The organism is Amycolatopsis sp. CB00013, from assembly GCF_001905755.1.
GTDB classification, from domain to species: Bacteria; Actinomycetota; Actinomycetes; order Mycobacteriales; family Pseudonocardiaceae; genus Amycolatopsis; species Amycolatopsis japonica.
Genome location: NZ_LIWC01000002.1, coordinates 442,216 through 463,974, shown reverse-complemented (window position 1 = coordinate 463,974; position 21,759 = coordinate 442,216). Strand labels below are relative to the sequence as shown.

The following is a 21,759-nucleotide window of genomic DNA, read 5'->3' as shown; positions in this document are numbered from 1 at the left end:
CATACGTCGATCGTGCTTCAGCGGGCCGCTGTCCCGGGACGACCGCTGGACTGAACCCGGCTGTCAACCGATCGATGGACACCGGTGTCACGCCCTCCCCGCATTTAGTCCTCTGGATGCGGTCCTTGCACGCGCAACTACCGCATCCAGAGGACTAACTGCGGGGAGTGAGTAGCGTGCGCACAGAGGTTTCGAGGGATGGAAGGAGCGCGGCCGGATCGGCGGCGGTGAGCATTCGGTTCGCGAAGCCGTCCGACAGGGCGAGGACGGCATCGGCCAGGTCGCTCGCCGCGAGGTCGTCCCGGATGTGGCCCTCCGACTGCGCTTTCGAGATGTACTGCGTCGTGATCTCCGCGAGCTCGTCGTAGCCGGTGCGGATGAACTCGGCCCAGGACGGCCGGACGGCGGCGCGGGCGGTGAAGGCGTTGATGACGATCACCTCCGCGCGGCGCTGCTCGTCGAGCGGCATCGCCTCGAAGAGCAGGCGCAGCAGCAGGTCCAGCAGGTCGCCGGACTGATCGAGGTTTTCCCAGCGTTGCTCCAGGAACTCGCTCGTCATGTCGAGGGCGAACCGGAACAGGTCTTCCTTGGTGGAGAAGTACTTCTGCACCGCGCCCGCGGACACCCCGGCTTCGACGGCGACCGAGCGCACGCTGACGGCTTCGACGCCTTCGCGCGCGACGATGCGCAGGAGGGCGCCGGCGATCTCCCGGCGGCGTTCGGCGCGGTCCACGATCTTCGGCACGGATGCATCCTCCCCTCTGTGCACCGGATGGGCTGGGTGGGTCGTGAGTGGCGTTTCGGGTTAGAACCCGAAACGCCACTCACGACCACCTGGACCGGCTCCGCTCCGGCGCCCACCTTGCCCGGCCGCCTCTCTTTAGAATACAGTCGTATCCGAAAAGGGGGTACTGGGGTGGACGAGGTAGCACACAAGAAACGCGCCGAGGAGAACCAGCTCGCCGCCGCGCTGACCAAAGGACCGGCGGAGGTGCTCGATTTCCTCCTGCCGCTGTGGGTGGGGAGCCAGCTCGGTGCGTCGGCCGCCGAGGTCGGGGCGCTGACCGCGTTGGAGACGTTGGTGTCGTTCGTGGTCCGGCCGATCGCGGGCTCGCTCGCCGATCGGTTCGACCGGGGCCGGATCGCCGCGGTCGGCGCTGTCCTCTATGGACTGTCCTTTGTGGTCTACGCGGTGACGCCGGGCATCGGGGTCGCCTACCTGGCCGCGGTTCTCGGCGGCGCGGGCGGTGCGTTGTTCTGGGTCGCGTTGCGGGCGCGGGTCGGGGAGGGGCTCGCGGCCGACGACGGCGCGTTCAGCAAGCTGTTCGCGGCCGAGGGGGGCGGCACGTGGATCGCCTTCGTGGTCGCGCTGACCGCGATCGCCTGGATCGACTACCGGGGCGTGTTCTGGCTCGGCGCCGCGGCCTGCGCGGTGGCCGCGGTGGTCCTGCTGAACGCGAAGTCCGCGCAGGTGCGCGAGGAGGGCGCGCCGCGGCTGCTTCAGCTGGGCAGGAGGATGCGTCCGATGCTCGCGCTCGTCGCGTTGACCGCGATGGCCGAGGCGGGCGTCGCCCTGTTGCTGCTGATGCACCTGCAACGCGGGCATCAGCTCCGGCTCGGTGAGATCGCGGCGGTCTTCATCCCCGGCTTCATCGTCTACAGCCTGCTGCCCGACTACCTCCACGGCTTCGTCCGCAAGGTCGGCCGGACGCGCGTGCTCGCGCTGGCGATGGTGGCGAGCGCGATCTTCGCCGCCGGACTGTCCTTCGCGCCGAGCCCGCCGGTGCTCGCGGTCATGTGGGTCCTGTCCGCGGCGGCGTTCGCGGCGGCCATCCCGGTCGAGCAGGCGGTGGTCGCCGAGGCGGCCGGGCTGAGCCTCGGCCGGGCGATGGGGATCTACGAGAGTGCGACGCTACTGGGAGCGACGATCGGAACCTTCGTGGCGGGGCAGCTCTACGGCTCGGAGACCGGATGGCGTGTCGCTTGCTTCGGTGCGGCGGGGCTTCTGCTCTTCGGATCGTTCGTGGTTCGTGGCGCCGTACGGCGTGTCGGAGTTGCGGAGTTTCCCGTGGAACCACGAAAAACGGTGTCACAAAAGGAAAAGCGGGCGCCCCGCACGATCGAGGACAGTCCACAAGCGGCCGAATCGGTGACGGAGGAGGCGAACAAGCGCGCGAATCCGCTCCGGAACTGGGCGATCCACGCCGGGGTCTACATCGTCGCGCAGGCGGCTCTGGCGGTCGCCGGTTACAGCTGGCCCATCGAAGCCTTGTTCGGCGAAGCGCACGAAGCCGGCTGGTACTGGAACTCCAGTGGTCACTGGCTGTTGAACCTCGGCCGCATCTGGACCTTCGTTCTCGTGATCGACACCGTGTGGACCTTCGGCCGCGAACTCCTCAAGAAGCGGCCTTATTGACAAGTTGTCTAACATGACAGGATGTCTCACAAGTGGGTGACGGCCAGCGACGGTGTCCGCCTTTCGGTCCGGGTGACCGGCGTCGACGACGCGCCCACGGTGGTGCTCGTCCACGGCTACCCGGACAACGGCTCCATGTGGGACGGCATCGCCGCCCTGCTGGAACGCCGCTACCGGGTGGTCGTCTACGACGTCCGGGGCGCGGGGCGCTCGGACAAGCCTTCGGGACGCGCGTCCTACAAACTGGACCAGCTGTCCGAAGACCTCGCCGCGATCGTCGACGAGGTCCAGCCCGAGGGCAAGGTCCACCTGCTCGCGCACGACTGGGGCTCCATCCAGACCTGGCATTCGGTCACCGGCGACAGGCTGCGCGGACGGCTCGCGTCGTTCACGTCGATCTCCGGGCCGAGCCTCGACCACGCGGGCGCGTGGTTCCGCGCGCAGGTGCGTCCGAGCCCGAAACGGCTCAAGAACGCGCTCGTCCAGTGGGCGCATTCGACGTACATCCTCGGCTTCCAGATCCCCCTGATGCCGCAGGTGCTCTGGCGCACCGGCGCGATGGGCGCGCTGATCGGCCGGATGGATCCGGCGGCCGGTGCGCCGTCCACTTCGGACGGCCTGTACGGCCTCAACCTGTATCGCGCCAACATGTTCACGCGCCTTTCGCGGCCGCGGCCGAGGCCCGCCGAGATCCCGGTGCAGGTGCTCGCGCCCACCGGCGACAAGTTCGTCACCACGCCGCTGCAGACCGAGATCGAACGCTGGGCGCCGGACCTCCGGATCCGCCGGATCGTCGGCACGCACTGGGTGGTCCGCGAGAAGCCCCAGGTGATCGCCGACGCGACCGCCGAATTGATCGACCACGTCGAAGGCGGTGAGGAGAGCCGCGCGCTCAAACAGGCCAGGACGAAAGGCTTCGCGCACAAGCTCGTCGTGATCACCGGCGCCGGCAGCGGGATCGGCCGCGCGACGGCGCTCGCGTTCGCGGACAAGGGTGCGGACGTCGTCATCACCGACATCAACGGCTCCGCCGCCGCCGACACCGCGAAACTGCTGCGGGACAAGGGTGCGACCGTCGGCGAGTACACAGTGGACTCTTCAGACGCCGAAGCGGTCGAGAAGTTCGCCCAGCGGGTCAAGGAGGAGTTCGGCGTCCCGGACATCGTCGTCAACAACGCGGGGATCGGCCTGTCCGGTCCGTTCCTCGACACGACGGTCAAGGACTGGGAACGTCTCATCGACGTGAACCTGTGGGGCGTCATCCACGGCTGCCGCGTCTTCGCCGAGCAGATGCGCGAACGGGCCGAAGGCGGCCAGATCGTCAACGTCGCCTCGGCCGCCGCGTACCTGCCGTCGAAGATCCTTTCCGCGTACGCCACCACGAAATCCGCCGTGCTGACCTTGAGCGTCTGCCTGCGGGCGGAGCTGGCCGCCGAGAACATCGGCGTCACCGCGATCTGCCCCGGCATCGTGAACACCAACATCACCAGCACCACCCGTTTCGTCGGTGTCGACGACATCGAGCAGAAGCGGCGCCAGAAGTCGAGCAGCAAGCTGTACGCGAAACGCGGCTTCGGCCCGGAGAAGGTCGCCCGCGACATCCTGCGGGCCGTTGAGAAGGACAAGGCCATCCAGCCGTCGACGCCGGAGGCCAAGGCCGCGCTCGTCCTCTCCCGGCTCACCCCCGGACTGCTGCGGGCCGCGGCCAAACTGGACGTCACCCCGTGACCGGACGCCCACGCCGGATGTCGCCGGAAGCGCGCCGCGAGGACCTGATCCGCGCCGCGCTGGACCTGTTCGGCTCGCGCGCGCCCGAACTCGTCACGGTCGACGACATCATCGCCCGCGCCGAGGTCTCCCGGCCGCTGTTCTACCGGTACTTCTCGAACCTGCGGGAACTGCAGGTCGAGGCGCTGAAAACGGTCACCGAAGGGCTCATCGACGGCCTCGCCGGGCTCGAGGAAGGCCCGCCCGAAACCCGGCTGCGGGCCGCCGTCCGCGGACTGATCGACGTCGCCGACCACTACCGGGCGGGGTACGTCGCGCTGTTGCGCAGCGGTTCGGTGATCGCGACGTCGGAGACGGACGCGGCGATCGACGAGGTCCGCAACCGCGCCGTCGAGCTCATCCTCGGCGCGCTGGGAGTGTCGGAGCCCTCGCCTATGCTCCTGCTGACCCTGCGGTGCTGGACGGCGGTGGTGGAGGGCGCTCTGCTGAGCTGGCTGCAGGAGCGTTCCGTGCCGCGTGAGGCGCTCGACGGCTGGCTGGTCGATCAGCTGACCGCCATGCTCTCGGCGACCGCGGCGCACGATTCCTCGATCCCGCAGATGCTATGAAAGGTCCTTTCCTTGCAAATTTTGCAAGGAAAGGACCTTTCATAGCGCGCGTCAGGACTGCTTCGCGACCAGGTCCCAGCCTTCGACGTCTTCCGGCTTCCGCGGCTCCGGCCCGACGTACTTGGCCGACGGGCGCACGAGGCGGCCGGTCTTCTTCTGCTCCAGGATGTGCGCGGCCCAGCCGGCGGTGCGCGCCGAGCTGAACATCGCGGGCATCATGTGCGGCGGTACCTGGGCGAAGTCCAGGATCACGGCCGCCCAGAACTCGACGTTGGTCTCGATCGGGTGGTCCGGACGCCGCTCGCGCAGCTCCTTCAGCGCCACCTGCTCCAGCTCCGCGGCCGCCTCGTAGCGCGACGCGCCGAGCTCCTGGCAGGTCCGGCGCAGCACGCGCGCCCGCGGGTCCTCCGCGCGGTACACGCGGTGCCCGAAGCCCATCATCCGTTCCTTGCGGTCCAGGATGCCCTTGACCAGGCCGACCGCGTCACCGGTCTTCTCGACCTCTTCGATCATCGGCAGCACCCGCGCCGGCGCGCCGCCGTGCAGCGGGCCGGACATGGCGCCGATCGCGCCGGACAGCGCCGCGGCGACGTCGGCGCCGGTCGAGGCGATGACCCGGGCGGTGAAGGTCGAGGCGTTGAGACCGTGCTCGGCGGCCGAGACCCAGTAGGCGTCGATGGCCTTGACGTGGGCCGGGTCCGGCTCGCCGCGCCAGCGGACCATGAAGCGTTCGGTGATCGACTTCGCCTCGTCGACCCGGGTCTGGGGGACGGCGGGCTGCCCGATGCCGCGGGCGGACTGGGCGACGTACGAAAGCGCCATCACCGAGGCGCGGGCCAGCTGGTCGCGCGCCTCGTCGTCGGTGATGTCCAGCAGCGGCCGGTAGCCCCAGATGGGGGCGAGCATGGCCAGCGCGGCCTGGACATCGACGCGGACGTCGCCGGTGTGCACCGGCAGCGGGAACGGCTCGGCGGGCGGTAGCCCATGGCCGAAGCGGCTGTCGACGAGAAGACCCCAGACGTCACCGAAGGTCACCTTGCCGGCGAGATCCTCGATGTCGACACCGCGATAACGCAGCGCGCCGCCGTCACGGTCGGGCTCGGCGATTTCGGTCTTGAAGGCGACCACGCCTTCGAGACCCGGTCGGAAACCGTCGTCGACCTGCTCGGACGGCTGATTGGTGCTGATCGTGGAGGTACTCACTGTGGTGAAACCTTTCGATGCGCATTCCCCGGCTTTGTGTTCATGCGTGGACGGGATACACGCAGCGAAGGCGCGCCTCATCGCACGGATGGACAAACTTTGCTCCACGTCGCGGCCTGGGGCAATCGAAAGATGTGGTGCTTTCGGTCACGATTACGAGAACGATTCAGTGAAAAGCACGTTCGTACGCGAAGAGTTACGGCGACGTTCACTTTGCGTGTACCGGGCGCCGACGTAAATCCTGTGTTTCGAGAACCGGCGGCGGGCCGTTTCCGGTGATAGACCTTTCCCATGCACCTGAGCCCCCAGGAGCGGGACAAACTGCTCATCCACGTCGCGGCGGACGTAGCTCGCAAACGCCTGGAGCGCGGGGTCCTGCTGAACTACCCCGAGGCGGTCGCCCTGATCACCGATCACGTCCTCGAAGGCGCTCGCGACGGCCGGACGGTGAGCGAGCTCGTGGCGAGCGGCCGGTCGGTGCTCGGCCGGGCGCAGGTGCTGGACGGAGTGCCGGAGATGGTCGATTCCGTGCAGGTCGAAGCCACTTTCCCGGACGGCACGAAGCTCGTCACCGTGCACGACCCGATCGTCTAGAAAGGGCCGCGAGTGCGACCAGGAGAGATCATCACCGGCGACACGCCGGTCGAGCTGAACCCGGGCAGGCCGCGGGTCCGGCTGCTCGTGCGGAACCTCGGCGACCGGCCCGTCCAGGTCGGTTCGCACTACCATTTCGCGGCGGTCAATCCGGGGCTCGAATTCGATCGCGAAGCCGCCAGGGGACATCGGCTCGACGTGCCCGCGGGAACGTCCGTGCGTTTCGAGCCGGGGGTCGAACGCGAAGTCGACCTCGTCCCGCTGGCCGGGAACCGCGCGGTGCCCGGACTGCGGAAGGCGATCTGATGCCGTCGATCGATCGCGAGCGCTACGCCGAACTGTTCGGCCCGACCACCGGCGACCGGATCCGCCTCGCCGACACCGATCTGCTCATCGAGGTCACCGAAGACCGCAGCATGGGGCCGTCGGGCAGCGGTGACGAAGTGCTGTTCGGCGGCGGCAAGGTGATCCGCGAATCCATGGGCCAGGGGATGGCGACCCGGGCCGAAGGCGCGCCCGATCTGATCATCACCGGCGCGGTGATCCTAGACCACTGGGGGATCGTCAAGGCCGACGTCGGCGTCCGCGACGGCCGGATCGTCGGCATCGGCAAGGCGGGCAACCCGGACACGATGGACGGTGTCGACCCCGCTCTGGTCGTCGGACCGTCCACGGAGGTGCTGTCCGGCAACGGCAAGATCCTCACCGCGGGCGGCATCGACTGCCACGTCCACTTCATCTGCCCGCAGCTGACCGACACCGCGCTGGCGTCCGGGCTCACCACGCTCGTCGGCGGCGGGACCGGGCCGGTCGAGGGCAGCAAGGCCACCACCGTCACGCCCGGCGCGTGGAACCTCGGCCGGATGCTGCGGGCGATGGACGGCCAGCCGGTCAACGTCCTGTTGCTGGGCAAGGGGAACACCGTCCGGCACGAGGCGCTGCGCGAACAGCTCGCCGCCGGCGCGGGCGGGTTCAAACTGCACGAGGACTGGGGCAGCACCCCGGCCGCGATCGACGCCTGCCTGACCGTGGCCGACGAATCCGGTGTCCAGGTCGCGATCCACACCGACACGCTGAACGAAGCGGGCTTCCTGGAGTCCACTGTGGACGCCATCGGCGGGCGGTCGATCAACGCGTACCACACCGAAGGCGCGGGCGGCGGGCACGCGCCGGACATCATCCAGGTCGCCGGGCTGCCCAACATCCTGCCGTCGTCGACGAACCCGACGCGCCCGCACACCGCGAACACCCTCGACGAACACCTCGACATGCTCGTCGTCTGCCACCACCTGAACCCGTCCGTGCCCGAGGATCTGGCGTTCGCCGAAAGCCGGATCCGGCCGACGACCATCGCGGCCGAGGACGTCCTGCACGACCTCGGCGCGATCTCGATGATGAGCTCGGACTCGCAGGCGATGGGCCGCATCGGCGAGGTGATCATCCGGACCTGGCAGACCGCGCACGTCATGAAACGACGGCGTGGCGCCCTTCCCGGCGACGGCGCGGCCGACAACCTGCGGGCTCGTCGCTATGTCGCCAAATACACGATCAACCCCGCGATCGCGCACGGCATGGAGCGCGAGATCGGCTCGGTGGAGGTCGGGAAGCTCGCGGATCTCGTGCTGTGGGAGCCGAAGTTCTTCGGGGTGCGGCCGCATGTGGTGCTGAAGGGCGGATTCCCGGCGTGGGCGGCGATGGGCGACGCGAACGCGTCCATCCCGACGCCGCAGCCGGTGCTCGCGCGGCCGATGTTCGGTGCGGCACCGGCGATCGCCGCCGCGAGCAGCTTCCATTTCGTGGCCCCGGAAGCGCTGGAAAACGGGGTGGCGGAGCGGTTCGGCATCGCGCGGAAGCTCGTGCCGGTCGCGAACACCCGGTCCCGGGGCAAGTCCGACATGGTGCTCAACGACGCGACGCCGGACATCCGGGTGGAGCCGGACAGTTTCGCCGTGCACGTCGACGGGGAGCTGATCGAGCCGCGGCCGGTGACCGAACTGCCCATGGCGCAACGGTATTTCTTGTTCTGATGAACACCGCAGCGGTCATCTTGGCCGATTCCAGGTTCCCCGGCGGTGGTCACGTCCATTCCGGCGGGCTTGAAGAAGCCGTCGCCCGGAAGCTGATCACGCACGAACGTGACCTTCCGGGGTTCCTTTCCGGGCGCTTGCGCACGGCCGGTTCGCTGGCCGCGGTGTTCGCCGCCGCGTCGGCGCACGCGGCGGCTCGTAACGTCCGAAGTGGACACTGGCGGCGGCTCGATCTTGAACTCGACGCCAGAACGCCTTCGCTCGCGCAGCGGGAGGCCTCCCGCGCGCAGGGGCGGGGCACGGCACGGGCGGGTAAAGCGGCCTGGCCGTCGCCGGTACTTTCCCAGCTGCTGAAGGAAACCCCGCGGCCGCATCATCCGGTGATCGTCGGAGCGCTGATCGGTGTGCCCTTCGACGCCGCGATGGCCGTGGCCTATCTCGCGATCAGCGGTCCGGCGAGCGCGGCCGTGCGGCTGCTCGGTCTCGATCCGTTCGCCGTCAACGCCGTCGTGGCCCGCCTCGCGGACGAGGTCCAGGAGGTTTCCCGGCGGGCCGCCGAGGTCGCGGGCGATGATCCGGCCGATCTCCCGGCGCCGGGTTCACCGGCGCTCGATCTGTTCGCCGAGGCACACGCCCGGCATCACCAGGAAGAGGTGCGTCTCTTTGCCAGCTGAGCATGGTCACGGTCACGGACATGTGCACCCGGTCAACTTCGACCCGACCGCCGCGGAACCCGACCACTACGAGCAGGCGCCGACCGCCGGGCGCGCGTACCGGATCGGGATCGGCGGGCCGGTGGGGAGCGGGAAGACCGCGCTCACCGCGGCGCTGTGCCGGGCGCTGGGCGACGAGGTGAACCTCGCCGTCGTCACCAACGACATCTACACCACCGAGGACGCCGACTTCCTGCGCAAGGCCGGGGTGCTCGACCCGGAGCGGATCGAGGCCGTGCAGACCGGCGCGTGCCCGCACACCGCGATCCGCGACGACATCACCGCGAACCTCGACGCGGTCGAACGGCTGGAGGAGCGGTTCCCCGGGCTGGATCTGGTGATCATCGAAAGCGGCGGGGACAACCTCACCGCGGTGTTCAGCCGGGGACTCGCGGACAGCCAGGTGTTCGTGGTCGACGTCGCCGGTGGCGACAAGGTGCCGCGCAAGGGCGGGCCGGGCGTGACGACGGCGGATCTGCTGGTGATCAACAAGATCGACATCGCGCATCTGGTCGGGGCGGACATGGACGTGATGACCTCGGACGCGCACCGGATGCGGGGCGAATTGCCGGTGATCACCCAGTCCCTTGTGGACACTCCGAACGCGCCGGCGGTGGCGGACTGGGTCCGCTCGCTGCTCCCGGTTCGCGCGGGGTGAAGGCGCACGCGCGGCTGACCGCCTGCTTCGAGGGCGGCCGGACCGTACTGCGTGAGCTGCGCTCGATGGCGCCGCTCACGCTCCTTCCCAAGCGGGGCACTGGTGCGACGGCGGTGGTGCACCTGGTCAACTCGGCGACCTCGCCATTGGGTGGCGATGAGCTGAAGCTGACCGTCCGGGTCGGTGCCGGTGCTTCGCTGCGGCTTTCCGGGGTGGCGGCGACGATCGCGCTCCCTGGGCTGCATGGGGAGGGGAGTTCGTCCCTTGTGGACATCGCCGTGGACGCTGGTGGGTCTTTGGAGTATCTGCCGGAGCCGACCGTGGTGACCGCGCGCGCCCGGCACACCGCCGTTTTCCGGGCTGCTTTGGCGTCTGGCGCCTTCTTGCATACGCGAGAGGTGCTGGTCCTGGGGCGGGCGGGTGAGCGGCCTGGCTCGCTGGTGACGACGCAGCATGTGACGCGGGGCGACATGCCGGTGCTGCGGCAGACGTTGGAGATCGGGGACTCCACTTTGGACGCCAGTCTCGCGCATCTGGCCGGGCGACGGGTGCTGGCGACCGATCTGGTCGTCGGTGGTCCCGTGGTGCCCGAGGCTTCCGGTGAGTGGTGGTCGCGTACGTCGCTCGCCGCCGGTGGGACGCTCACGACTTCCTTGGCGCCGGACGCCGTGACCGCGCTGCGGGTCTTCGACGAGCTCTAGCCGCCTCGTGATCCCACCGGTTTTCGGTCGGCGACTGGACGACACGCGTGATCAGACGGACGACACGCGTGATCGGCTGGACGACACGCGGTGAGATCCGGTCTCGGGTGTGTCGTCCGTTCAATCACAGGTGTCGTCCGTCTGGTCACGTGTGTCGTCCGCTGACGGGGCCCGTGGGGTGGCGAAAAGCGTTGCGAAAGCCACTTTCGCAACCTTCAAGGTTGCGAAAGTGGCTTTCGCATCATCCCCGACTCCCCGTCAGAACTTCGTGCCCAGCCAGGTCATCGCGACGGGCCCGCCGGCCGAGACGCCACCGATGTGTTCCAGCAGCGGGAATTCCTGCCAGGTGACGTCGGCGCCGAGGGCCTGGTAGCGGTCGCGCAGGCCTTTGCCGACCGCGAGCGGGATCAGTTCGTCCAGCGACGCGTGGTACAGGAAGACCGGCGCGCCCGGTTTGGTCTTGCCCGCCAGGTTCTCGCCGAGCCGGGCCTGCCAGCGCGGGTCCGACGAAACGTTCGGAACGGTCGTGAAGTCGTTGAGCCGCGCGAAAGGCGCCGCCGCGCCGAGTTCCACGGTGCACGCTTCCTTGACCTTCGCGACGGCCTTCTCGCCCTTCGCGTTGAGCACGTCGGTGAACGGCAGTTCCGGATATGCGGTCGCGTAGCCGACGGCGGCGCCGAGCACCAGCCCGAACGCCGGACCGCCGTCGTTGAACTTCAGGACCGCGTTCAGATCCGCCGGGACGCCGCCTTCCGCGACGCCGACCAGGTTGACGTCGGGTGCGTAGGACGGCTGCAGTTCGCCGGCGAACGCCGCGGCCTGGCCTCCTTGCGAGTAACCGAAAACGCCGACCGGTCCGGTCTTGGACAGGCCCGCTTCGGGGACCCGGGAGGCGGCGCGGGCGGCGTCGAGGACGGCCCGGCCTTCGGACTGGCCGACGGCGTAGGTGTGCGTGCCCGGGGTGCCGAGGCCTTCGTAGTCGGTCACGACGACCGCCCAGCCGCGCGAAAGCGCTTGGCTCATCAGGAGGACTTCGTTCTCGGACCCGTTCGTCAGCCGGGTCGACGGCGCGCAGCGGTCGCCGAGGCCGTGGGTGCCGACGGCGTAGCTGACCAGCGGGCGCGCGCCCTTCGTCCATGGCGTGTGCGGGACCAGCAGGATGCCCGACACCGTGTTCGGCTGTCCCGTCGCCGACGTGGAGCGGTAGTGGAGTTTCCAGGCCTTCGCCGGGGCAGTGGCGACGACCGATTTGTAGTCGACCAGGTCCCCGGGCGCGCTCGGCGCGGCTTGCGCGGCGGGCGCGCCGATCAGGGTGGCTGCGAGGGCCGAGACCAGAACTGTCCGAAGCACCGTTGCCTCCAGTTTGGTAATCGAGATTTTCGCAATGTAGGCGCTGTTGCTAGCATCTGGCAATCCCTGTTACCGAATCGGGGGAGGTCGAGTGGCCCGCACCTATGGCGGGGTCGCGCCCGAGCAACGGCGCGCCGAACGGCGTGAACGCCTGCTCCTGGCGGCCCTGGACCTGTTCACCTCGACGGGCTACCAGCAGGCGAAGATCACCGAGTTGTGCACCCGCGCGGGTGTCTCCACGCGGAACTTCTACGAGGAGTTCGAGAACAAGGAGAAGGTGCTGCTCACCCTGCACGAGCGGATCAACGCGCTCGCGCTGGAGCATGTCACCGGCACCCTGGAACGGCTGGAGGACGCCGACGCGGTCACCCGGATCGGGACGCTGTTGGACGTCTTCGTCAGCACTGTCACCTCGGATCCCCGGATGCCGCGGCTGAACTACGTCGAGGCCGTCGGGGTCAGCGCCGCTTTGGAGGCACAGCACCAGGAATGGGTCGACCGGTGGGCCGCGTTCATCGAAGCCGAGGCCCGGCACGCCGCCGTGCACGGCGTGGCGCCCGATCGCGACTACCACCTGACGGCGATCGCGCTCGTCGGTGCGGCGACCGGTCTGCTGCGCGAGTGGCAGGCGCACACCCCGCCGCTGCCGGTCGCCGACGTCGCCGCCGAACTCCGGGCCCTGATGCTCGCCGCGATCACCCGGCCCGCCTGACCACCGCCTGCGTTTCGTCCTCTGGATGCGGTCCTTGCACACGCAAGTACCGCATTCAGAGGACGAAACGCGTCAGGAGGCGGCGGAGGCGCGACGGAAGGTGTTGTGCAGCACGGCCAGCAGCGCGTCCCGCACGGAGAGGCGCTGCCGCGCGTCGAAGGTGATCAGCGGGACGTCCTCGCTCACCGCGAGCGCCCATCGCACGTCTTCGAGGTCGTGCTTGAGCGAGCCGTCGAAGACGTTCACCCCGACCACGAACGGCAATCCGGCCTTCTCGAAGTAGTCGACGGCCGGGTAGCAGTCGTCGAGCCGCCGGGTGTCGACGATGACGAGCGCGCCGAGCGCGCCCAGCACGAGGTCGTGCCACATGAACCCGAACCGGTCCTGCCCCGGCGTGCCGAAAAGGTACAGCTTCACCTCTTCGTCGATGGTGATGCAGCCGAAGTCCAGCGCCACGGTGGTGGTGGTCTTCGACGGCACCTCCCCGCCGGAGCCATCGACGGCCGCGCCCGCCGAGGTCATGGCCGCCTCGGTGGTCAGCGGTTTGATCTCGGAGATCGCGCCGACGGTGGTCGTCTTGCCGACCCCGAACCCGCCGGCGATGACGATCTTGACCGGTGTCGGCGGTTTGGCCGACGCCGGTTCAGCGAATTGCTTCGAGTCCACGAATGACCCTTTCGATCATGCCGAGGTCCTGGGTGAAGGCTCCCGCCGGGCGACGGAGCACGACGTAGCCGAGTGCGGCGAGATCCGCCACGAGCACCCTGGCCACGCCGATGTGCAGGCCGAGCATCGCCGCCACTTCGGCGACGGATTTCGTTTCCCGGCAAAGGGAAACGATCTCCCGTCGTTCGAAGGTCAGCCGCGCGTGCGACGCCGCGCCGAGCCTGCTCGTGAGCACTTGAGCCTCGATTTCGAGCGTGCCGTCCACCGGCTGCGCGCGGCCGGCGGTGAGCAGATACGGGCGTAGCGGCGAGATGCCCTGTTCGGCGCCTCGCGGCTGGGGTACCTGATCGTCGCTCATTCCCTTGTCCCCTCGTCAGTTCAGCTGCCGACGCTCTTCTTGAGTTCCTCGATCAGCGCGGGGGTGAGCACCTCGGTGGCGCGGTTGGCGAACATCGCCATCTCGTAGGCGATCGTGCCGAGACTGGCCTGCTTGGTGGCGAGCACGCCGAGCGAACAACCGATGCTGATCGTGCAGACCAGCAGGTAGCCCTGTTCCAGCTCGATGATGATCTTGTCGGGCGAACCGAGCGGGTGGCTCTCGGAGACACCGTGCGCGAGGCCGAGCATCGCCGAGCAGATCGCGGCCAGCCGGTCGGCGTTGGCGCGTTCCAGTTCGGACGACATCGCGATCAGCAGGCCGTCGGCCGAGACGGCGATCGCGCCCATCGCGCTCGCCGTGTTCTGCGCGAAGCGCGTCACCAACCAGTTGAAGTTCCGGGCTTCGACGCTGACTCCGGTCGTCATCTCTTGCTCTTCTCTCTCTGTTCCATCTCCGGGTTGACGGCTTTCTCCAACCCGTCACTGAAGGCGTCGAACGCGGCACGCTCGGCCTCGGGGTCACGCATGCCCTTGGGCTTGGTGGTGTTCAGCGCCGCCCGCGCGGTCTGGTGCCGCGCGGCCGGACCTTTCGCCAGTCCCGGCGCCAGTTGCGCGCCGGGGACCCGCCGGGTGAGACCACCGCGGGAGGCGGCGGGCACCGGTGTCGGGGTCGGCATCGGCGCCGGGGCGGCGGCCGGTGGTGCTGGTGGTGCGGTGGCCTTCGCGAGTCCGGCCTCGAACCCGTCGAAGGCCGCCTTGGCCGCTTCTGGATCATGCCTGGACTTCTGCCGCGCCGGCGCTTCGGGGGCACCGGGAAGCTGCGCGCCCTTGACCCGCCGCCGCAGCCCGCCTCGGGTCTCGCCGGGATCGGCGGCGGTGAGCGTCGGCGCGGGAGCCTGGTAGACGGGCTCAGGCACCGGCGCAGGCAGGGGAGGTGGTTCCAAGATCTCTCCGTCGGTCTTGCGGAACCACCGGAAGTCCTTGGGCTGCCTGCCGTCGCGCGGGATCATCCCGGCGATCGCGAGCGTCGGCGGTTCGCTCGGAGCCGTCTTCTGCCGCGGCTCGGGCAGCGACGGCGGTGCGGGCTCGTCACCCGGTTCCGCCGTCGGCCACACCGGCGGCGCCGGGACGGATTTCGGCGTGGGCGGCCGGTAGGTCAGCAGATTCGGCGGGACGGTGAGCCGCGCGGTGATACCCGCGCCCGGCTCGGTCTCGGTCAGCTCGACCTTGAGGCCGTGCCGCCGCGCGAGCCGTCCGACCACGAACAGCCCGAGCACACTGGTCGGCGCCAGCTCGAGCCGCTCGCGTTCGACCAGCCGCCGGTTCTCCTCGGCGAGCCGTTCCGCGGTCATGCCGATGCCCTGGTCCACGATCACGATCAGGCAGGAGCCGTCGGGCAGGATCTTCGTGCCGACGTCCACAAAGGACTCCGGCGGGGAGAACGACGTCGCGTTCTCCAGCAGCTCGGCGAAGATCAGCACCAGATCGGAGCCGAACGGCGACGACAGCAGGACGTCGCCCATCGAGCCGAGCCGCACCCGCTGGTAGTCCTCGATCTCCGCGAGTGCCGAACGCAGCGCCGTCGAGAGTTCGATCGGGCCGGAAATCCTTGCCTCGTCCCGGTTTCCCGAGACGACGAGCAGGTTGTCCGCGTTCCGGCGCAGGCGGGTGGAGAGGTGGTCGAGCCGGTAGAGGCTCGCCAGCAGGGCGACGTCCTGCTCGTTGCGCTCCAGTTCGTCGACCAGCGCCAGCTGCCTGCCCACCAGGTTCTGCGTGCGCTTCGCGACGTTGGCGAACATGAGGCCGACGTTGCGCCGCGTGACGGCCTGCCGTTCCACCAGTTCGGCCGCGGTGGCCTGCACCCGGTTGAACGCCTCGGCCAGCTTGCCGAGTTCGTCCTGCGAGGACACGTCGATGGTGGCCAGCCGCGGCGCGAGTTCCTCGGCCTGCTCGGTGTCGGTGACGCGGACGAGTTCGGTGCTCGCGAGGTCCGCGACCGACGTCGCCGCCGTGGTCAGCTTCCGCAGCGGATCCGCGATCGACCGGCTGACCGCGATCGCGAGCCCGCCGACCAGCAGGAACAGCACACCGGCGCCGATACCGATCGTCCACGCCAGGTTCTGCGCCGCGTCCGCTCGCGCGGTCGCCGCGTCGGTGATGCCGGTGGTGACCGCGTCCTGGGTGATCCGTCGCTGGTTCGACTGGGCGTCGACGGCGCCGAGGATGTCGGGCAGCAGGTTCTGCACGGCCTGCGGGCCCTTGGCCTCAGCGAGCCTGGCCTCCAGCGCGTCGACCCGGCGGCCCGTCTCACCCTGCTCGACCGCGACGACCTGCGTGGCCTGGGTGACGTCGGCCTGCTGCACGAACCGTTCGAGGAACAGCGACGACTGCTGCTTCGCGTCGGCCAGCACCGGCGCCCCCGATTCCGGGGTGACCAGCACGATGATCAACGCCATCCCGCGCAACGAGTTCTCCTCGTTCGCGCGCAGCAGCGCGTCGAGCGCCGTCAGCTGCTGGGTGCCCGCCGCGTCACTGGTCTGCTGCGGGACGAGACGGAGCGCGTTGATGACCGCGTCGATCACCGCGTGATACGTCCGCGCCACGCTGTCGAGTGAGGCACCGCGCCGCAGCGCGTTCTCCCGGATCTCGTTCAGCGACCCGATGCGCACCAGTGCCGCCGCGAGTTCTTCCGGCGCGTCGGCGCTCAGCCCCGACCGCACCTGGTTCACCGTTTCCGCGACCACGCCCTGCTGCTTCAGCATCGCCGAACCGCCAGCCGACGTGGACGCGATGTAGTGCGCCGTCAGCAGCCGCTCGCGCTGCAGTTCCCAGGCGAGCGTGCCGAGCGCGCGGGCCTGCGACGCGACGTCGGCGGTGGTGCGGGCGGACCGGGCGTCGTCGATTTCCCCGGCGACGTAAGGCACAGACACCAGGACCACGGCGGTGAGCGGCAGCATCAGGAGCAGGTTGAGCTTGCCCCGGATGCCGAGTCTGCCGAGCAACCCGGACCGTGCCGTGCGTTCCGGCCGGGACTTCCCGTGCCTCATGGTCACCTTTCTCCCCGGCTCCGCCCGAGGTGTCCGCGGTGCTGTTCCCGGACGAGGTCTTCGATGGACGCGCGCAACGAGACGAACTCGGGCGCGCGTTTGACCGCGAGGTCGCGTTCGGCGGGCAGGTCGACCACGATGTCCGCGGCCACCCGGCCCGGATCCGAGGCCAGCACCACGACGCGCCCGCCGAGGAACACGGCCTCCTCGACGTCGTGGGTCACCATCAGCACGGTGGTGTGCGTGTCGGTCCAGATCCGGCGGATCAGGACCTGCATGTCCTCTTTGGTCTGGACGTCCAGCGCGCCGAAGGGTTCGTCCAGCAGCAGCACGTCGGGCTCGCACACCAGCGCCCGCGCGATCGCGACCCGCTGCTTCTGCCCGCCGGAAAGCTGTTTGGGCAACGACTTCCGCAGGTGGCCGAGCCCGGTCTCGTCGAGATACCAGTCGATCCGGCGCGCCCGCTCTGCCTTGTCGAGGCTCAGCAGTTCGAGTCCGAACGCGACATTGCTCTCCACCGTGCGCCACGGGTACAGCGCGCCGTGCTGGAACACCAGCCCGCGATCCGGGCCGGGCCCGGTCACGGCGTCGCCGTCGAGGGTGATCAGGCCCTCGGTCGGTTCGGTCAGCCCGGCGATCAGCGACAGCAGGGTCGACTTGCCGGATCCGCTCGCGCCGACGACGCAGACGAAATCGCCGCGCGCGACGTCGAGGTCGATCCCGTCGAGCGCGCGGGTGGTCTTGCCACGGACCGTGTAGTCCTTGGCGACCGCTTTCAGCTGAAGGGTCATGCCGCCCACTTCCCGACCCTGGCCCGCAGGAGCCGCAGCGCGATGTCGATGACCAGCCCGAGCAGGCCGATCACGATCAGCAGCGCGAAGATCCGGTCGGTCTGGGTGAACCGCTGCGCCCGCATGATCCGCAGGCCGAGCCCGGCGGTGGCGTTGATCAGTTCGGCGACCACCACGAAGTTCCACGCGGCCGCCGCGTTGACGCGGGTCGCGTCGATCATCCCGGGCAGCGCGTGCGGGACGATCACCTTCCGCAGCACTTCGCCGCGCCGCGCGCCGAGCGTGTAGGACACGTCGATCAGCGATCGCGGCACCCCGCGGACGGCGTCGGCGATCATCAGCGTGTTGAAGAAGACCGTGCCGAGGAACAGGACCGCGACCTTCGACGGTTCGCCGAGGCCGAGCCAGATCATCAGCAGCGGGATGAACGCGCTCGCCGGCAGATAGCGCAGCATCGCGATGACCGGCTCGAACAGCGCCAGCCCCGCGTCGAACGTCCCCATCACGATGCCGAGCGGCACGGACACGAGGATCGCGAGCCCGAAGCCGAGCAGCACGCGCTGAGTGGTGGCCCAGAGGTCGCTGAACAGCTCACCCGACTCGATCATCTTCACCAGCGCGTCGAACACCGCGACCGGCGTCGGGAGGAACATCGGCTTGATCGTGCCGAGTGCGTTCAGCGTCACCCAGATCAGCAACGGGATCACGAACGAGGCCGCCGCCAGCGTCCACCGCCAGCGGGCGGAGATCGGCGTCCGCAGTGAAAGCAGCGGGGAGGCGTTCGGCTTGAGGCCCGCCCGGCGGGGCAGCGGCGACCAGTCCGGTCGCGCGCCGCGCCGCTCTTCCTGCGCCTCGGCGAGCCGCTGCTCGTCTTCGAGACGGCGCGCTTCGGCCTCGTCAGCGGCGTCCGTCCGCTGAGCGGCCCGCCCCGCCGCGTCGGTGGCGCTCACTTCACCGCCTTGACGTACTGGTCGTCGAACAGCCCGTCGAAGTTCGGGCGGCTCTGGGCGAGCCCGTTGGAGACGATGAAGTCGGCGATCTTGCCCGCCTGGAAGTTCAGGTGGGCCGGGGTGACGCCGGGGGTGAACGCGTCGAGGTTCTGCTGCTTGGTGAAGATCGTGGTGCCCGCGTCGTAGGACTTGTACTCGTCGATCGACACCGCGCCGCGTTTCGCCATGATCTTCACGGCCTCTTCGCGGTTCTGCTTGATCCAGTCGATCGTCTCGAACCAGGTGTTCACCAGCGCCTGGACCTCCTTCTTGCGCTCCTTCGACATCTGCTCGGAGACGACCAGGTGGTCCGGGATGGCGCCGGGGAACTCGGCCGACGTCGCGATCGCGCGGCTGCCGGGGCGCTCGAGCGCCTTCGAGGTGAAGGGGGCGAAGGCGGCGACGGCGTCGACCTGCTCGCCGACGAACGCGGCCGCGGCGGCGTCGGTCAGCAGCGGGACGATTTCGACGTCCTTCTCGGTCAGTTTGGCCTCCTGCAGCGCGAGCAGCAGCAGGTAGTGGTCGACGGTGCCCTGTTCGACGGCGATCTTCTTGCCCTTGAGGTCGGCGACGCCGGTGATGCCCTGGCGGGCGATGATCTTGTCGTTGCCGGTCGAGTTGTCGTTGACCAGTACCACCGACAGCTTCGCGCCACCGCTGACCGAGGCGAGGGTGTCGTTCAGGGTCTGGCTGTTGGCGTCGATCGCGCCCGAGGAGAGGGCGTTGATGCTCTCGGTGTAGCTGTCGAACCACTTCAGGTCGACGTTCACGCCGTTCTTCTCGAAGAGGCCCTTCTCCTGGGCGACCGCCCACGGGAACCACCCCGGCCAGGCGCTGTAACCGATCGTGACCTTGGTGCCGGAGGCGGCCGTGCTGTCGGAACAAGCCGAAAGGGCGGTCACGCCCGCCAGCGAAAGGGCGCACAACAACGCCGTCATCAGACGGCGGGAACGGGAAATCACAACGCACTCCTGGGGAAGGGGAGTAACTCGGGCGTGGAAAGTTCCGGCTGTTCGAGCGCAGGACTGATCGACCGGTGTCGAACTCCCTCGGGGAAGCCCGGCCGGCAATGGCGGATGGCGCGGCCGCACACCCGGCCGTCCCATCCAAACCTCTGAACGTATTGGATAGAGGTGATCACCCCGTTGCTCTCGGCGGCGATCCTATCGAGTGGCGCAAGGTCTACCTAGTGTGATCGTCGGCTCTTGCACGATTCGCTGTCACATTCTGCTAAATCCGGCCGTTCGCCCCAATGGGCGGACTCTCGCCTGATGGACAACCCGGTCCCGGACGTCGTACGTCCATCGGGTGGCGGGTGAATCTTCGCCCGCCCTTCGGGAGGGAGCAGAGGATGAAAATTCGTTCGGCCGCGGCGTGCGTCGCGGGGGCGGCGCTCGTGTCCACTTTGCTCGGTGCGGGGCAGGCGAACGCGACCAGACCGTCCAGTCTGGTCATCAGCCCGAGCGCCGTCGTCGCAGGTGGGACGGTCACCGCGGACATCTACTGCCTGCGCCCGTCCGGTGCGGGCGAGCTCGCGACGTCCCTCGTCGCGGACGGTCTCGCCGCCCCGATCCCCTTGCGGGTGGTGGGCGACGGCGGCACCGGCGGCATCGGTGTCGCGTTGCGCGGCGACGGTCCGGTGGGGACGGTGCCGGGGCGCTACACGGCGGCTTACGACTGCTGGGGCTGGATCGTCCGCGCGGAGTTCACTGTCACGAACTGACAGAAGCGAAGGCCGGTTTCGGGACGCGAATTGCCGTCCCGGAGCCGGCCCTCGCTGACACATCCGGGGGAGATGTTCCGGGCGGTAATTTCTGTCAATCGACAGAATTGGCTCCGGTGGGCGCGGGCGCCGTCGTGAAAACCGGAAGAATTGTTCGCGGCTCGCCGAAATACCGGCGAAACAAAGTGGAAAGAATTCCTCGCCGATCCGCGCGGACCCGGTCTGTCCAGGGCATTTCCGCCGTTTGTGGAGGCGGACGCGATTTCGCGGGACCGACGTTCGACCTTGATCGATCAGGCTCGGTCGGGTAACGGGGAGGTGACGGCTTGCGGTCCGGCGGCTACACACAGATGATCCAGCAGGGGTGGCGGGTGTCACCGTTCAGTGGGTTTCGCCGCCGCGTCGGAGGCAATACCGTCGGCGGCAAAGCCGAAGTCACAGATGCCCCGACCGGGTACGGAGGTTTGGCGGATGATGCCGGAGATCAAGAACGGCGCTGCTGGCGCTGCCGACGGAGACAACGCCGTCGTGCGCCTGCCCGGGATGCGGGTGGCCTACGAAGGGGCGGCCTTCGACGAGTCCGCGCTGGCGGAGACCTGGACCGACCAACTGCAGGACTGGCTGAACCAGGCCGTCTCCGCCGGGATCGCCGAACCGAACGCGATGGTGCTCGCCACGGCCGACCCGGAGGGCAGGCCGTCCTCCCGGACCGTCCTGTGCAAGGGCCTCGACGAGCGCGGCGTCGTGTTCTACACGAACTACACCTCCACCAAGAGCCACGACCTCACCGCGACGCGCTACGCGTCGGTCACCTTCCCCTGGTACCCCCTGCAGCGGCAGGTCCACGTGCGCGGCGAGGTGGAGAAGGTCAACGTCGCCGAGACCGCCGAGTACTGGGCGTCCCGCCCGCGGGGTTCGCAGCTCGGGGCCTGGGCCTCGCCGCAGTCCCGCGTCGTCGACGGCCGCCGTGCCCTCGAAACCGCGCTGCACGGCATCGAGCGCCGCTTCGCCGACGTCGAGAACATCCCGTTCCCGCCGCACTGGGGCGGGTGGCGCATCCGGCCCGACGTCGTCGAGTTCTGGCAGGGCCGCGAGGACCGTATGCACGACAGGCTCCGCTACGTGCGGACCGACGACGGCTGGCAGATCGAGCGCGTCGCGCCGTAATTTTTGTCTGTGTTTTTTGTCGAGCGCTGACGAAAAGCGCGCCGAAGGGGCGCCCGGACCGCTTGCCACTCGCGTTGGGAGCGGAGGGAGCCCCTTCATCGCGTTTTCGTGGGCCTTCGGCCCGAAAGAGGGCGCTCGACGGTGAAGTCTCCCCGTCGCGCTGGCGCGCTCCCGGGAGACCGTTGGGTCGCCCGGGGCTCGGTGCGGTTACGGATGGGGGCTGAAGGGGACTTTCGCCGCGTCTCATGAGGTGAAAGCTCCCTTCACCGCGTCTGACGTGGGGAAAGG

At 69.1% G+C, this 21,759-nt stretch carries 22 protein-coding genes; 12 read left to right on the top strand and 10 right to left on the bottom strand.

The window, feature by feature from the left end; genetic code table 11:
* Positions 1-154: 154 nt before the first annotated feature.
* A complete protein-coding gene (locus AMK34_RS12165) occupies positions 155-745 on the bottom strand; it encodes a TetR/AcrR family transcriptional regulator (RefSeq protein ID WP_073845284.1) in 591 nt (196 codons plus the stop codon).
* A gap of 171 nt (positions 746-916) precedes the next feature.
* On the opposite strand from AMK34_RS12165, the gene AMK34_RS12160 reads away from it, so the two are divergent.
* From AMK34_RS12160 to AMK34_RS12150, 3 genes are read left to right on the top strand one after another with little or no spacing between them, the layout of a single operon-like run.
* On the top strand, positions 917-2,416 hold the full coding sequence (locus AMK34_RS12160; protein ID WP_073845283.1) for an MFS transporter: 1,500 nt from the start codon (positions 917-919) through the stop codon (positions 2,414-2,416).
* Between the two features lie 36 nt (positions 2,417-2,452).
* Entirely contained in the window at positions 2,453-4,144 is a 1,692-nt protein-coding gene (locus AMK34_RS12155) for an SDR family oxidoreductase (RefSeq protein ID WP_073845282.1), read from the top strand.
* A gap of 17 nt (positions 4,145-4,161) precedes the next feature.
* On the top strand, positions 4,162-4,752 hold the full coding sequence (locus tag AMK34_RS12150; protein ID WP_073845280.1) for a TetR/AcrR family transcriptional regulator: 591 nt from the start codon (positions 4,162-4,164) through the stop codon (positions 4,750-4,752).
* A 51-nt stretch (positions 4,753-4,803) separates the two neighbouring features.
* Here AMK34_RS12150 and AMK34_RS12145 read toward each other — a convergent pair whose 3' ends face one another.
* Positions 4,804-5,955 carry a citrate synthase 2 gene (locus tag AMK34_RS12145; RefSeq protein WP_037348027.1) on the bottom strand — a complete coding sequence of 384 codons (1,152 nt, stop codon included), beginning with the start codon at positions 5,953-5,955 and terminating at the stop codon, positions 4,804-4,806.
* Between the two features lie 291 nt (positions 5,956-6,246).
* On the opposite strand from AMK34_RS12145, the gene AMK34_RS12140 reads away from it, so the two are divergent.
* The 6 genes from AMK34_RS12140 to AMK34_RS12115 are packed head-to-tail and all read left to right on the top strand — an operon-like array spanning position 6,247 to position 10,648.
* On the top strand, positions 6,247-6,549 hold the full coding sequence (locus AMK34_RS12140; RefSeq protein WP_016337506.1) for an urease subunit gamma: 303 nt from the start codon (positions 6,247-6,249) through the stop codon (positions 6,547-6,549).
* A 12-nt stretch (positions 6,550-6,561) separates the two neighbouring features.
* The gene (locus AMK34_RS12135) at positions 6,562-6,855 is read left to right on the top strand and encodes an urease subunit beta (RefSeq protein WP_073845278.1); all 294 of its coding nucleotides are present in this window, start codon (positions 6,562-6,564) and stop codon (positions 6,853-6,855) included.
* Positions 6,855-8,576 (top strand): urease subunit alpha, encoded by a 1,722-nt coding sequence (locus AMK34_RS12130; RefSeq protein WP_073845276.1) that lies wholly within the window; start codon positions 6,855-6,857, stop codon positions 8,574-8,576. Before AMK34_RS12135 ends, AMK34_RS12130 begins: the two co-directional genes overlap by 1 nt.
* Positions 8,576-9,250, top strand: coding sequence for an urease accessory protein UreF (locus AMK34_RS12125; protein WP_073845274.1), 675 nt, complete (start codon positions 8,576-8,578; stop codon positions 9,248-9,250). Before AMK34_RS12130 ends, AMK34_RS12125 begins: the two co-directional genes overlap by 1 nt.
* On the top strand, positions 9,240-9,947 hold the full coding sequence (ureG, locus tag AMK34_RS12120) for an urease accessory protein UreG (RefSeq protein ID WP_037348019.1): 708 nt from the start codon (positions 9,240-9,242) through the stop codon (positions 9,945-9,947). Before AMK34_RS12125 ends, ureG begins: the two co-directional genes overlap by 11 nt.
* A complete protein-coding gene (locus AMK34_RS12115; RefSeq protein WP_073845272.1) occupies positions 9,944-10,648 on the top strand; it encodes an urease accessory protein UreD in 705 nt (234 codons plus the stop codon). The genes ureG and AMK34_RS12115 overlap by 4 nt, the downstream gene beginning before the upstream one ends.
* 258 nt (positions 10,649-10,906) lie before the next feature.
* Here the strand turns inward: AMK34_RS12115 and AMK34_RS12110 are convergent, their stop codons facing one another.
* Positions 10,907-11,998, bottom strand: a complete 1,092-nt coding sequence (locus tag AMK34_RS12110) for a lipase family protein (protein ID WP_038507948.1) — start codon at positions 11,996-11,998, stop codon at positions 10,907-10,909.
* Positions 11,999-12,089: 91 nt separating this feature from the next.
* Here AMK34_RS12110 and AMK34_RS12105 point away from each other — a divergent pair, with 91 nt between their 5' ends.
* Positions 12,090-12,710 carry a TetR/AcrR family transcriptional regulator gene (locus AMK34_RS12105; protein ID WP_073845270.1) on the top strand — a complete coding sequence of 207 codons (621 nt, stop codon included), beginning with the start codon at positions 12,090-12,092 and terminating at the stop codon, positions 12,708-12,710.
* Positions 12,711-12,782: 72 nt separating this feature from the next.
* Here the strand turns inward: AMK34_RS12105 and AMK34_RS12100 are convergent, their stop codons facing one another.
* Genes AMK34_RS12100 through AMK34_RS12070 form a run of 7 tightly spaced genes read right to left on the bottom strand, consistent with a single transcriptional unit; the run spans position 12,783 to position 19,543 of the window.
* Complete coding sequence (locus AMK34_RS12100) at positions 12,783-13,376, bottom strand: GTP-binding protein (RefSeq protein WP_038507950.1); 594 nt, start codon at positions 13,374-13,376, stop codon at positions 12,783-12,785.
* Complete coding sequence (locus AMK34_RS12095) at positions 13,354-13,734, bottom strand: DUF742 domain-containing protein (protein WP_034308529.1); 381 nt, start codon at positions 13,732-13,734, stop codon at positions 13,354-13,356. Before AMK34_RS12095 ends, AMK34_RS12100 begins: the two co-directional genes overlap by 23 nt.
* A 20-nt stretch (positions 13,735-13,754) precedes the next feature.
* Positions 13,755-14,180, bottom strand: a complete 426-nt coding sequence (locus AMK34_RS12090; RefSeq protein WP_005156032.1) for a roadblock/LC7 domain-containing protein — start codon at positions 14,178-14,180, stop codon at positions 13,755-13,757.
* On the bottom strand, positions 14,177-16,801 hold the full coding sequence (locus AMK34_RS12085; RefSeq protein ID WP_073845268.1) for a sensor histidine kinase: 2,625 nt from the start codon (positions 16,799-16,801) through the stop codon (positions 14,177-14,179). The genes AMK34_RS12090 and AMK34_RS12085 overlap by 4 nt, the downstream gene beginning before the upstream one ends.
* A 2-nt stretch (positions 16,802-16,803) precedes the next feature.
* On the bottom strand, positions 16,804-17,592 hold the full coding sequence (locus tag AMK34_RS12080; RefSeq protein WP_073846262.1) for an ABC transporter ATP-binding protein: 789 nt from the start codon (positions 17,590-17,592) through the stop codon (positions 16,804-16,806).
* Entirely contained in the window at positions 17,589-18,542 is a 954-nt protein-coding gene (locus AMK34_RS12075; RefSeq protein WP_073845266.1) for an ABC transporter permease, read from the bottom strand. Before AMK34_RS12075 ends, AMK34_RS12080 begins: the two co-directional genes overlap by 4 nt.
* Complete coding sequence (locus tag AMK34_RS12070) at positions 18,539-19,543, bottom strand: ABC transporter substrate-binding protein (RefSeq protein WP_037348008.1); 1,005 nt, start codon at positions 19,541-19,543, stop codon at positions 18,539-18,541. The genes AMK34_RS12075 and AMK34_RS12070 overlap by 4 nt, the downstream gene beginning before the upstream one ends.
* A 389-nt stretch (positions 19,544-19,932) precedes the next feature.
* Between AMK34_RS12070 and AMK34_RS12065 the strand changes: the two genes are divergently transcribed.
* The gene (locus AMK34_RS12065) at positions 19,933-20,304 is read left to right on the top strand and encodes a hypothetical protein (RefSeq protein WP_038507956.1); all 372 of its coding nucleotides are present in this window, start codon (positions 19,933-19,935) and stop codon (positions 20,302-20,304) included.
* 471 nt (positions 20,305-20,775) lie between these two features.
* Positions 20,776-21,471 carry a pyridoxamine 5'-phosphate oxidase gene (gene pdxH, locus AMK34_RS12060; protein ID WP_038507957.1) on the top strand — a complete coding sequence of 232 codons (696 nt, stop codon included), beginning with the start codon at positions 20,776-20,778 and terminating at the stop codon, positions 21,469-21,471.
* The last annotated feature ends 288 nt before the right edge of the window (positions 21,472-21,759 follow it).

Bases quoted from the DNA above. Each gene is read 5' to 3' on its own strand.
- AMK34_RS12150 (WP_073845280.1), top strand. From the start codon at position 4,162: ATGTCGCCGGAAGCGCGCCGCGAGGACCTGATCCGCGCCGCGCTGGAC.
- AMK34_RS12140 (WP_016337506.1), top strand. From the start codon at position 6,247: ATGCACCTGAGCCCCCAGGAGCGGGACAAACTGCTCATCCACGTCGCG.
- AMK34_RS12130 (WP_073845276.1), top strand. From the start codon at position 6,855: ATGCCGTCGATCGATCGCGAGCGCTACGCCGAACTGTTCGGCCCGACC.
- AMK34_RS12125 (WP_073845274.1), top strand. From the start codon at position 8,576: ATGAACACCGCAGCGGTCATCTTGGCCGATTCCAGGTTCCCCGGCGGT.
- AMK34_RS12095 (WP_034308529.1), bottom strand. From the start codon at position 13,734: ATGAGCGACGATCAGGTACCCCAGCCGCGAGGCGCCGAACAGGGCATC.
- AMK34_RS12090 (WP_005156032.1), bottom strand. From the start codon at position 14,180: ATGACGACCGGAGTCAGCGTCGAAGCCCGGAACTTCAACTGGTTGGTG.
- AMK34_RS12085 (WP_073845268.1), bottom strand. From the start codon at position 16,801: ATGAGGCACGGGAAGTCCCGGCCGGAACGCACGGCACGGTCCGGGTTG.
- AMK34_RS12080 (WP_073846262.1), bottom strand. From the start codon at position 17,592: ATGACCCTTCAGCTGAAAGCGGTCGCCAAGGACTACACGGTCCGTGGC.
- AMK34_RS12065 (WP_038507956.1), top strand. From the start codon at position 19,933: ATGAAAATTCGTTCGGCCGCGGCGTGCGTCGCGGGGGCGGCGCTCGTG.
- pdxH (WP_038507957.1), top strand. From the start codon at position 20,776: ATGATGCCGGAGATCAAGAACGGCGCTGCTGGCGCTGCCGACGGAGAC.